Annotated in this window: 10 protein-coding genes; 3 read left to right on the top strand and 7 right to left on the bottom strand. The window is 72.3% G+C overall.

Annotated elements, in window-relative coordinates; all coding sequences use genetic code 11:
- Together H565_RS0102120 and H565_RS14005 are read right to left on the bottom strand one after the other, a co-directional pair.
- Positions 1–227: transposase family protein (locus tag H565_RS0102120; RefSeq protein WP_027459590.1), on the bottom strand; the 227-nt coding region annotated here is incomplete at its 3' end.
- Positions 228–236: 9 nt separating this feature from the next.
- Positions 237–1,541: a nitrilase-related carbon-nitrogen hydrolase gene (locus H565_RS14005; protein ID WP_051363364.1), complete on the bottom strand. Its 1,305-nt coding sequence runs from the start codon at positions 1,539–1,541 to the stop codon at positions 237–239.
- Positions 1,542–1,580: 39 nt separating this feature from the next.
- Between H565_RS14005 and H565_RS0102110 the strand changes: the two genes are divergently transcribed.
- From H565_RS0102110 to pxpA, 3 genes are read left to right on the top strand one after another with little or no spacing between them, the layout of a single operon-like run.
- Positions 1,581–2,207, top strand: a complete 627-nt coding sequence (locus H565_RS0102110) for a 5-oxoprolinase subunit B family protein (protein ID WP_027459589.1) — start codon at positions 1,581–1,583, stop codon at positions 2,205–2,207.
- Positions 2,200–3,141 (top strand): 5-oxoprolinase subunit C family protein, encoded by a 942-nt coding sequence (locus tag H565_RS0102105; RefSeq protein ID WP_027459588.1) that lies wholly within the window; start codon positions 2,200–2,202, stop codon positions 3,139–3,141. The genes H565_RS0102110 and H565_RS0102105 overlap by 8 nt, the downstream gene beginning before the upstream one ends.
- Entirely contained in the window at positions 3,138–3,890 is a 753-nt protein-coding gene (pxpA, locus tag H565_RS0102100; protein ID WP_027459587.1) for a 5-oxoprolinase subunit PxpA, read from the top strand. The genes H565_RS0102105 and pxpA overlap by 4 nt, the downstream gene beginning before the upstream one ends.
- On the opposite strand, the gene H565_RS14000 is transcribed toward pxpA, so the two are convergent.
- From H565_RS14000 to H565_RS0102075, 5 genes are all read right to left on the bottom strand, one after another.
- Complete coding sequence (locus H565_RS14000; protein WP_034408040.1) at positions 3,887–6,460, bottom strand: ATP-binding protein; 2,574 nt, start codon at positions 6,458–6,460, stop codon at positions 3,887–3,889. The genes pxpA and H565_RS14000 overlap by 4 nt on opposite strands.
- A gap of 84 nt (positions 6,461–6,544) precedes the next feature.
- Positions 6,545–8,788, bottom strand: a complete 2,244-nt coding sequence (locus H565_RS0102090) for a hypothetical protein (RefSeq protein WP_157468849.1) — start codon at positions 8,786–8,788, stop codon at positions 6,545–6,547.
- Positions 8,766–9,509 (bottom strand): fimbrial biogenesis chaperone, encoded by a 744-nt coding sequence (locus H565_RS16535; RefSeq protein ID WP_027459585.1) that lies wholly within the window; start codon positions 9,507–9,509, stop codon positions 8,766–8,768. The genes H565_RS0102090 and H565_RS16535 overlap by 23 nt, the downstream gene beginning before the upstream one ends.
- Positions 9,506–9,838, bottom strand: coding sequence for a hypothetical protein (locus tag H565_RS16530; protein ID WP_034404717.1), 333 nt, complete (start codon positions 9,836–9,838; stop codon positions 9,506–9,508). Before H565_RS16530 ends, H565_RS16535 begins: the two co-directional genes overlap by 4 nt.
- A 239-nt stretch (positions 9,839–10,077) precedes the next feature.
- Positions 10,078–10,623 (bottom strand): hypothetical protein, encoded by a 546-nt coding sequence (locus tag H565_RS0102075; protein WP_027459583.1) that lies wholly within the window; start codon positions 10,621–10,623, stop codon positions 10,078–10,080.
- Between the last annotated feature and the right edge of the window lie 203 nt (positions 10,624–10,826).

Raw genomic sequence — 10,826 nt, 5'->3', positions numbered from 1 at the left:
CGGTAAATCATGGCTTGCTGTGGGATTCGATCGAGCGCGAGGTGCTGTGTCAGCACCTCGCGCTGCCCTTGCAGCCACTGAGAGAGCGCCAGGATGTTTTCCGGCCCAGACAGCAGGCCGACCAGAATGACCGTCCAGAGCGTCTCCCAGGGGTATGTGATGCGCTTCTGGTCGCGCCAGTCCGGGATTTGGGTTAAAAAGGGCAGTGGGCTGATGGGTGGTTGCACAACTCCCTATCAGCCCTTTTTCTTGGCCTCAGTCAAGATAAAAGCCTGCCCCCCACCCGACCCCAGCCAGCAGCCCAGCAGCAGCGCTGCGCCCAGAGCGGCTCGCCAGCCCGGCAGGGGTCGGGGCCACGCCACTTCGCCGCGCAGCAGGGCGGCCAGGACTTCCTCGTGGTGGGTGCGGGGCGGGGGGGGGACGCGGGAGGGAGGAAGGGTCAGGTCGGCTTGCAAAACGCCGGTGCGGTAGCGGTTTTCCCAGGGGTGCCCGCTGCCCGCCGCCCGCTCGCGCCCGGCTTCCCGCAGGCGCTGCGGCTCGCCTTCCTCGACCCAGGGCATCAGGGCGAGAAACCCAGGGCGAGGGTCGGTGAGGACGTAGGAGCGCAGTTGCGGGGCGTCCTCGGCGCGGCCCGTGATGGCGCTTTGGCCATCAAAGGTGAGGTCCAGCAGGTTGCCCACCACCATCGGATTGACCGCGTAGCGGATGGAACGGCCCCCGGTGCTCGCCTGCCAACTCGATTCCAGCCACGCGACGGGCTGGTCGCGCACCCGCGCCGGGTCGGGCGGCAGGCCCTCCAGGGCAGTCCAGGGAGAGCCGTTGGCGTCGGGTTGCAGGAGGACCGTGCAGCCCTGAGCTTCCAGGCGCGAGAGGACATCCGCTCGGAAAGCATCGAGGCTGATGGCGACGCCCAGGTCACCCACCGGCGTGGGAAAGACCCGCAGCTCCTCCAGCGGCCCCGGCGTGAGGTCTACGCCCCCCGCCTCCTCGTCGGGGGTGAGATGCACTTTGTCGGTCACGCCAATCAGATTGCCCTGCGGGTCAAAGAGCACGGCCTCATTGCGCAGCACCCCCGGCTCGCGGCGCACCCGCCCGCCCGCCCGGCGGAGGCGCGGCAGGGGCGCGGAACCGCTACAAAGGTAGACCCCGTACTCGCGGGCGAGGTCGCGGCAGGTTTCCAGGTACAGGCGGGCGTTTTCGGCGCTCAGGGCAAGTTGCAGCGCCCGAATGGGCGAGACGCGCTCGCGCAGGAGCACGGGCAGCACGCGGGGCAGGTGCCGCAACACGAGGAGCTGGGCCGCCCGCTCGAAGGTGCCCGCCCGCGCCGCCAAGGGCACCCCGCGCAGCACCAGCGGCAGCCCGTTGAGTTCGGTCAGGACGACCAGGTTGGGGCGGTCCGGGGCGAGATGGGGCCGCACCCCCTCCAGTTGCCCGCGCAGCCAGGCCCGAAAGGCCGTTGGGCTGCTGAAATCCTCCGCGCTCCACTGCGGCTGAACGGCAAACACACGGAAGTGACGGGGCCTGGCTGCGCCGGGGGTCATGCCGCCCAGGGTAGCGGTCCGGTGTGAAATCATGCGGGCATGTCCGGCTCGCCCGCCGACATCACCCCGCTGGGCGACAGCGCCCTGCTCGTGCGCTCAGCGCTGGCCCCGGCGCTGCGGGCGGACCTCGCAGCGCGGCCCCTCCCCGGCGTGCAGGAGACGGTGCCCGCACTGGCGGTCCTCACCGTCCTCTATGACCCGCTCCGAACCGGGCCGGAAGCGCTCGCGGCGGCCCTGCGCGAGCGGCTGCGGGGCCTGGAGGCACAGTCCCCCCCGCCGGGCCGCCTGCGGGTGCTCCCCGTCACCTTCGGCGGGCCAGACCTGGCGTGGTGTGCCGAGCGAGCGGGCCTGAGCGAGGCGGCCTTCGTGCGGGCGCTGACGGAGGTCACCTTTACGGTGGCCTTTTTGGGCTTTACGCCGGGCTTCGCTTTTCTGACCGGGTTGCCGCCGCACCTTCAGATGCCCCGGCTCGCCACCCCCAGGGAGCGCGTTCCGGCGGGCAGCGTGGCGCTGGGGGGGCCGTGGGCGGGCGTCTACCCGCGCCAGACGCCGGGGGGCTGGCGCATCGTGGGGCGAACGGACGTGCCCCTCTTTGACCTGGGGCGGCCTGACCCCGTGTGGTGGGGGCCGGGGGACCGGGTGCGCTGGGCCGCCGTGCATGCTTGAGGTCCTGCGCCCCGGCCTGCAAACCACCGTGCAGGACGCGGGGCGGCGTGCCCTGGCCCTCGGCGTGCCGGGGGGCGGCGCGGCGGACCCCGTGGCCCTGCGGCTGGCCAACGCGCTCGTGGGCAACCCGGCGGGGGCCGCGGGGCTGGAGGTGACCCTGACTGGACCCACCCTGCGCTTTCACGCGGACGCGCTCATTGCCCTGTGCGGCGCTCCCTTCCGGGCGGCGCTGGAGGGCCAGCCCTTTCCGCTGGGCTGGGCGGTCCCCGTGCCCGCCGGAGCCACCCTGGAGGTGGGGACGGCGGCGCGGGGGCTGCGGGCCGTGCTCGCCCTGCGGGGCGGGCTGAACGTGCCGGAGGTGCTTGGCAGCCGCGCCACCGACCTGCGGGCGGGCTTCGGGGGGCTGGAGGGGCGGCCTCTGCAGCGGGGAGACCGTCTGGGGTGGAGCGAGCTGCCACGGGTGACGCCCCGCCGGGCCTTTCTCTCCCCCACCCTGCACACCCCGACGGGACCGGTCCTCACCCTGCGGGTCCTGAGCACCCCGGAGGCGACCCCGGCGCTGCTGGCGGCCCTCACCGAGCGGCCCTTCGGGGTGAGTGCGCAAGCCGACCGCATGGGCGTGCGGCTTGCGGGGGAGGTCCCCGCTGAGCACGACCCCGCCAGGGTCAGCCTGCCCAACGTGCCCGGCGCGGTGCAGCTTCCGCCGGACGGACGGCCCATCTTGCTGCTGCCGGACGCGGGCACGCACGGGGGCTACCCCACCCCCCTCGTCGTGGCGGCGGTCGACCGCCCGGCGCTGGGGCAACTGCGGCCCGGCGACCAGGTTCGCTTTCAGCCCGTGACGCTGGAGGCCGCGCACGCGGCGCTGCGGGCACGCGAACGGACCCTGCGCGGGGTGGAGGCGGCGCTGCGGCAGTGGTACAAGGAAGGATGACCTTCCCGCTTATCGACCTCAACGCCGACCTGGGCGAGGGTAGCCCGCACGAGGCGGCGGTCATGCCCTTTGTCACAAGTGCCAATATCGCCTGCGGGGGCCACGCGGGGGACGCGTCGACGATGCGCGAGAGCCTGCGCCTCGCGGCCCGGCACGGGGTGGCGGCGGGGGCGCATCCCGGTTTTCCCGACCGCGAGGGCTTCGGGCGGCGCGAGTTGCACTTCGCGCTGGAGGAGGTGACTGCCTTTGTGCGCGAGCAGCTTGAAGCCCTGAAGGCAGTCGCGGCGCGGGAGGGTGTGCGCCTCTCTCACGTCAAGCCCCACGGGATGCTTTACACCATGGCGGCCAAGGATCCGGCCCTGGCGAGCGCGATTGCGCGGGCAGCGGCGGATTCGGGCATCCGGCTGTATTTCGGGCTGGCGGGGGGGGCGTCCGTGATGCTGCGCGAGGCGGCAGCCCTGGGGCTGACCCCGGTGGGCGAGGCCTTTGCCGACCGGGGCTACGCGCCGGACGGCTCGCTGTGGCCACGCGGTCAAGCCGGAGCCTTGCTGCCGCACGCCGGTGCCGTCGCGCAGGGGGTGCGGCTGGCGCGGGAGGGGCTGGTCACAGCGGTCAGCGGTGAGCCGGTGCGGGTGCGCGCCCGGACCCTTTGTCTGCACGGGGACGGCCCAGAAGCGGCAGAGCTGGCCCGCGACCTGCGCCGGGGGTTGGAGGCAGCGGGAGTGCGGGTGGCTGCACCGGGCCGCTAGCGGCGGCTGGCCACCTCAGCCCCTTGCAGGTCGCGTAGCCACCGCAGGCCCTGGGCAGCGCAGGCTTCGGGCGGCGTCTGAAGGGCCTCGCGCCAGGCTTGCCGCTCAGTGGCGCGGCGCAGGGTGGTGGGCACCGCGCTCAGCCGGGCATCCAGCGCTTCCAGCGGTGGGGACCCCCGCGCCGCGCCGCCCGCCTGCCGCAGCACCCGCGCCAGCCCCAGCAGGCGGCAGGCGAGCGTCCGTTGCCCCAACCGCCAGGCCACCTCCCCCGCTTGGCCGAGCGCGAGCGCCTCGCCCCAGCGCCAGCCGCATTCTTGCCAGGCGGCAAGCTGCGGCTCCAGCAGGGGCGCGGCCCCCTCAGGGCGGTCTTGTTCGAGCCACCACGCCCCCAGCATGTGCAAGCTGAGGCCCAGCGCCCACGGCTGACCCAGGTCGCGGGCTTCTTCGACCCGCTCGCGCAGGGACGCCGCCGTCCGCCGCTCGCCGCGTAGGCCCCACACCTCCAGGGCACACAGGGTCATGCCCCAGGGGTCGCCCACCTCACTGAAAAGGTCGTGGGCGCGCTGCAAGCCGCGCCGCCGCTGAGCGGGGTCTTCGGCAGCCAGCGCGTGCAGCCGGGTGGCCAGAGCCTCCGGCCAGCGGCTCTCGCTCGCGCTTCCCCACTGCCCGCACTCCTGCGCCCGCTCCCACCACCTCTGCCGCAGCTCTGCGGGCAGGGCCTGCTCTCCGGCCAGCAGCGTCGCCGCCAGCGCCCGGTCCGGCAGGGGGTGAGCCGGGTCAGCCCACAGCGCTTCCAGCTGCCGGGTGGCCTGCACTTCTCCCCGGCTCCAGCCCACGGCGGCCCAGGCCAGGGGCAGCCGGTGCGGTGCCCCAAACGCTTCCAGCCATTCCTGGGCTTCCGCTTGCTGCCCAGAAGTCAGCCACCACCCCAAGAGGGCGCGGCACAGCCGCAGCGCGGGGTCATGCAAGCGGGGCACCTCCCGCGCTGCGGCCAGAGCCGCCCGCACGTCGGGACCCAGGCGCAAGAGGGTGGCCCGCGCCTGCTCCCCGCCCCCCCGGCGCAGCGCTGCCGCACACGCGGGCAAGCGGCCCAGCAGCAAGCGCAGCAGCGCCCCGGTGTCTGCTGCCGAGAGTGCTCCCCCCGGCGCGTCCACCCGCACCAACGCCCGCACCAGGCGGGGCAGGGCAAAGAGGCTCTGGCCTTCCGCGTCGGCGCAGCGCAGCAGGCCCGCCGCACACAAGCGCTCCAGCGCGAGCAGCAGCGTGCCGGGAGCCTCCTGCAGCAGCAAGGCCAGTTCCTCCAGGGTGGCCCCGCCTTCCAGGACCGCGATGGCCCGCAGCCGTTCCCCGTCGGCGGGGCTGACTGCGGCCAGCGTGCCTGCCAGTCGCCCGGCCAGGTCGGTGGGGTCCCGGCTCGGCCAGCCCAGCAGGTCGAGGGGACGTTCCAACTGGACCAGCAGCGCCGCCGGGGTCAGCACCGCGCAGTGCGCCGCTGCCGCCTCCAGCGCGAGGGGCAGACCGTCGAGCGCCGCGCAGATGGCCGCAACCGCCGCCGCGTCGGGCACCAGCCCTGGCCGCACCGCCCGCGCCCGCTCGGCAAAGAGGGCGGCAGCGGGATAGGCCAGGGTCTCTTCCCAGGAGGGGTGCCCGGTGATGGGCGGCGTCGCCAGGGGCCGCAGCAGGTAACGTCCCTCGCCGGGCAGCTCCAGCGGCAAGCGGCGCACCACCAGCAGCGTGCGCTCTGGCAGCGCAGCACGCAAGGCCGCGACCACCGCTGCCGTCTCAGGTACCCCATCCAGGTGGTCGAGCACCAGCAGGCCAGGCTGCCGCCGCCGCCGCGTTCCCAGGTCCTGCAACGACTGCGCCCCCGGCACGCCCAGGTCCTGCGCGACCCGCACAAGGACCTCCCCAGCCCCGGCAGCGCCGCTGAGGTCGGTGTAGCAGGCCTCCCCCGCAGCAGCGAGGCGGTTCCAGCTCGCCGCCAGCTCGCGGGCCAGAGCGGTCTTGCCCACCCCCCCCAGGCCATGCAGGGTGACCAGCGGCGTCTCGGCCAAGCGGCGCAGCAGGGCGTGACGGTCAAGTTCGCGGCCCGTCAGCCTCCCGCCGAGCAGCGGGTCAACCGCCGGAGCCTCCCGCTGCGGCGGTCGCATCGCGGCGCGGACCCCGGCCAGCCAGGTCGCCAACGGCCCCGGTTCGGCCCGCACCCCATCGAGCAGTGGCCCGCGCCATAGCCGCGTGGCCCCGACGAGGTCCCCCTTCGCCAGCGCCTCTTCGAAGGCCCCCACATCGGTCCACAGGGGCGCGGCCCTGACCCGCGTCCGCCCCGCCTCCAAGACGCCCGGCAGCTTGCGGCGCATCCCACACAGGGTCACCCGCAGGTTGTTGCGGGCGTCGGCCCGCGGCAAGTGGGGCCACAGCAGGGCTGCGAGCGTCTCCCGGTCCTGGGGACCTTCCAGCGCAAGGTAAGCCAGCAGCAGCAGGCCCTTGCCGGAAAGCCGCACGTGGCCCCCCGGTCCCCGGACCTCTGGGGAACCCAGCAGCAGCAGGGCAGGAACTGGGGGGGTCTCCACTCCCCCCAGTATAGGACTTCACCCGGCCCTCACGCCGCGCAAATCGGTCAGGCGAGCTTCATGAAGGCGAGGAGGAGGGCCTCGTCAGGCCCCCCGGTCTTCCTCCAGAGCCGGGCAACGCTGCTCTTCGGCGGCGGTGAGCCGCAGGGTGCAGCGCCGCGCGCCGTCCTCGCTGCGGAGGGTGACGGCCAGACCAGGAGCGAGGCGGCGGTCCAGGAGCACGTTGCCGTCCAGGTCCGCCGAGTAGATGCGCCCATCCACGGTGACAACGGCGTAGGCAGCAGCGGAGCCGTCCGGCCAGACGAAACGCACCCAGCGCCGCAGCTGAAAGTTCGCGCTCCAGTCGTACAAGGAGACGCCCGCCAGCCCCAGCTGAAGCGGCTGCTCGCTGTCGGTGACATTGACTTCGAAACTCAGGGGAGCGGCGTCGACCGACAGCACCACGGTGCCCCCGGCGGGCAGGCCCGTAAAGAAGAGGTCGCCCTGGGCGTCTGCCCGCTGAAAGTTGCCCCCCGACACCCGCACAGCGAGGCCCGGTACTCCGGTGCGGACCAGCAGCGATACGCCCTCGGCGGGCACCCCGCGCAGCAGCCGCCCCCCGGTCCAGGTCAGGCCCAGCTCGCCCTGCGCGGCCAGGAAGCCCGTTTGGTCGGCCTGCACGCTCAGCGGCCACACCCCGGTATGGCGGTAGCGCACCCCCCACGGCCCTGGCCCCGTCAGCGCGACCTCGTGCTCGCCGAGGCGGGCAGAGACCACGCCGCGCCCGCTCAGGCTGCCCCCCGCCCCATCGGAGCGGAACGGCACAGACCCGTCTGCCGCCGCCCCCGTTCCCAGCACCCACCCGTTGGGCAGGCGGTAGGTCAGCCCCAGCCCCAGCCCGTAGCCCCCCGACGTGCGGTACGTGCCCTGACCCTGCAAGGTCCATTCGGGCGTCAGGCGGTAGCTCCCGCTCAGGCGCACCGCACCCTCCCGCAGGGCGAAATCGTAGCTTCCCGTCAGCGAGGCTTGTGCCCGTAGGTCAGCGTAACTCAGGCCCAAGGACACGGAGGGTGCCCGCAGCGGCGCGACGGGGAGATTGAGGTCGGCAGCGGCGTTCACTGGCCCCAACGGCACCGCATAGCCAAGCTGCGCACTGGCGGCCACCCCCGCAGCGGCGCTCCGCACGACGGTTCCCCCCACCCGGCCCCGGCCCGGTCCCAGCGGCCCCCCCAGCGAGGCCGCCACCGACTGCTGGTCAGCCCGCAACTCGGCTTGCCCCTGCACGGTGAGCGCTCCGGTCAGGCCGTAGGCACCGCTGGCCCGCAGGATGGGGCGGCCCGTTTCCAGACCCGCCTGCGCCCGCACCGCAAAGGCCCCCTCGCGCAGGCGCACCTGCGTGGGGCTGAGGGGCAGGGTCACGAGGCGGGTCCCGCGCTCGTCTTGAATAAAGACCAGCAGCTCGCCCTCAGGGGCCAGCGGCAGATTGCGCAGCACGAAGCGCCCGGCAGGAGCGCGGAAACGGGCTATCTGGCGCTCCTCGTACAGCAGGGTCACGACCGCTTCCAGCGGCAACTCCAAGGCGAGTTCGGGCACCAGCGTCCCCTCTGGCGACCGCGCCCGCACCTCCAGACCGCTGAAACCGCTTCCCAGCCCCCCCGGACCGAGCCGCAGCACGCCGCCAACCGTCCAAACGTCATCGAGCACCGCCTCTGCTGACAGGCTGCCCCCCAGCCGCAGCGACCTCGCCTCGCCCGTCAGGGTGCCGCTGAGGGTGGCCTCTGCCCCAGCGCGGAAGCGGCCTGTCTGGAGGCTGGCCCCTACCCCCAGCAGCCCCGCGAGCGGTTCACCCGCCGGGCGCTGCACGTCAACACGGCCCGATACCGAAAAGGCGGGGAGGCTCGGCAGGGGGTCGCCGAAGGTCCCCGCAAAATCCAGTTCGCCGCCCGCCAGCAGCGCGGGGGCCGCCTGCACAGTCAGGGTCAGCTCGCTAGGGTCGTACTGCACGTTGAGCGCGGGCGAGAGCCGCACGTACTCCTCTCCGTCACAGGTGGCGCGGCCCGCCCCGTAGTTGGCCTCGTTTGCCCGCAGGGCGGCGGCGGGCACCCAGACCTCGCTGCCCACCAGCCGCACGGGCAAGTCGCCCCGGCTCAGGCCCGCAATCTGCACCGAGGCCAGCTCCGGTTCGACCAAGCAGGGCGAGGCGGCTTGGGGCAACACTGGGGGTGGGGATGCGGGAGCCGTCTGCGCCCCTGCCCCCCCCAGCAGCAGCGCCGCTGCGAGCAGCCAGCGGGCACGGGCGAACGAAGAGCCGCGCCGAAGGCCTGCCTCAGGGCACGTCAACGGTTTCACGGACCGTCCGGCCTTCGGGCGTCTGGAAGGAGAAGGTCAGCCGCCGCTCGGTGCCAAAGCCGCTCAGGGGCACCCGGTACTCATTGCCCCGGAAAATCAGGAAGCTGGGCGGTACCCCGGTGGCCTTGCGGGTGGGGTCGCTTCCGGCACTGACCTCTAGGCCGCGCAGCACGAAGCTGCGGTTGCCCGCGTTGGAAAACACCAGCGACAGGTCTTTGCCATCCGCACTGCGCAAGACCCGGTACCCGATGCGCGGCGCGGCCCCCGGCGGCACGACATACACCGGGAGGCTGAGTTCGATCAAGCTGTCGAGCCGGGCGCTGACCTCCTGTCCAGGGGGCAACTCGCCCTTTTCGGGTTGCACCTGCCGCACCAACACTCGGTAGGTCAACTCGTCCGCACCGGGGCGGCGCTGGACCGCCACTCGAATCACCTGACTGCTGCCCGGCTGCAAAACGAACCGGCTGGGCGAAACCAGCACGTCGCGAGTGGGTTCCAATCGGTCTTCGCCGCCAACCCGCACCCAGCTCAGGGCGCTGACAGTAAACACCGCCGGTTGGGTGCTGACGTTGGTCAGGCGAGTCTGTCCAGAGAGGGTTTTGCTCGACTCTATCTGAAACGAGGTCGGCGCAATCGAGAAGTTGAGCGGTTGCGCGAGCGCCCACCCCAGCAGCGTCAGCGCGGTGGCCAGGGCCACGGCCCGCTTGCCCAGCCGCCTCACAACGCGCCCCCTTCCGTCAAGACCAGGGGCGGCAAGGGGGCGGGGCCACGCCGCACGCCCCACTGCCCGGCCTCGGCGCGGACCGGAAAGCGCAGGGTCTGAGACCCGACCCAGCTCTGCCCCCCGGTCAGTTCGCTCGCCGCGCCGGGCAGCGTCAGCCGCAGCCCATTGCCCAAGGTGACCTCCAGGGCCGCGCCGCTCACGGCAGCCCCCGGCCAGGTCAGCCGGAAGCGCCGCGCTGCGTCCGGGCAGCGCACCTGCACCTGCACCTCGCCCTGAGCGCCCTGCGCGGCCCCGTAGGGGGGCAACGACAGCGCGGTTCTGAGCACGCAGCCCTCTGGCCCGCGGCCCGGAAGACCAGGCAAGGCCAGCGAAGAGAAGAGCGCCAGGGCGGACGAGAAAAGGGAGAAAAGAGGCATAGGCACTCCTTGGGGCAAGCGGGAAAAGGAAGGGGATGAAGGGCTATATCCTAACCCCCAGCGGGGCGGGCTGCGGGGCAAAAAGGGGCGTAAAGGCCCGCCTCTGCCCGCAAAAGGGGGCAGGGGCGGGCGCTGGACCGACAAAGAACTTACTCGTCGTACTCGAAGCGGTAAACCAACGTCTTGGCGTAGTCGCCCTTGGTCACCCCGTACTGCCCGGCAGGAGCGCGGACATTCAGACGCAGGACGTACCGATCCGGGCTGGTGTTGGAGCCGTCGCTCATGGTCATGTTCAGCCGCTCTCTGAGAATCACGCGCAGCTCTGTGGCACTGCTGTCGCCCACCTTCTGCAGAGTCGTCTCAGACTCGTTTTCGCCCTCGTTCGTCAGCTGACGGCCCTCAGTGGTATTGGTCACTCGGACCGGGGTGCCCGCCGTGCAGCGGATGTTAAACACTTGGCCGCTGCCAGAGCTGGCCTGATTGGCGCGGTAGTCAAAGCGGATGGGCTGGGCGGTGTTGTTGCGGTCGAACTCGCTGTCAATGGCCTCGTTGCTGCCCGCAAAGGTGCAGACATTGTAAACACTGACAATGATGTCTTGTCCTATGTCCACGAACTTGGGGCCGCTCACGCTCTGCGCCTGCACTTGCCCTAAGAGCGTGCCCCCCACCACCAGCATCATGCCCAGTTTCTTCATGGTCTACTCCTTGGACAGATGAGCATTCCCCCTTGCCGGGTCAAGCGCTCCCAGCTCGACCGGCAACCGATGCTCCTTGTTCTGCCGTGGGTTGATTGTGCAGAGCCGAAAAAATTAAAGTCAACTTGGATGCCTAATGATGGGCAATGCTCATTAATGGTGGGGACGGGGTGGGCACCCCAAGGGGGTGTTCCCGCTCGTCA

The sequence above is a fragment of the Deinococcus murrayi DSM 11303 genome (assembly GCF_000482805.1).
Classification (GTDB): domain Bacteria; phylum Deinococcota; class Deinococci; order Deinococcales; family Deinococcaceae; genus Deinococcus; species Deinococcus murrayi.
This window is presented reverse-complemented; position numbering and strand designations above follow the sequence as displayed.

What these genes read in the sequence shown, in the direction of transcription:
- H565_RS14005 (WP_051363364.1), bottom strand. Translation starts at nt 1,541, where the DNA reads ATGACCCCCGGCGCAGCCAGGCCCCGTCACTTCCGTGTGTTTGCCGTT.
- H565_RS0102110 (WP_027459589.1), top strand. Translation starts at nt 1,581, where the DNA reads ATGTCCGGCTCGCCCGCCGACATCACCCCGCTGGGCGACAGCGCCCTG.
- H565_RS0102105 (WP_027459588.1), top strand. Translation starts at nt 2,200, where the DNA reads ATGCTTGAGGTCCTGCGCCCCGGCCTGCAAACCACCGTGCAGGACGCG.
- pxpA (WP_027459587.1), top strand. Translation starts at nt 3,138, where the DNA reads ATGACCTTCCCGCTTATCGACCTCAACGCCGACCTGGGCGAGGGTAGC.
- H565_RS0102075 (WP_027459583.1), bottom strand. Translation starts at nt 10,623, where the DNA reads ATGAAGAAACTGGGCATGATGCTGGTGGTGGGGGGCACGCTCTTAGGG.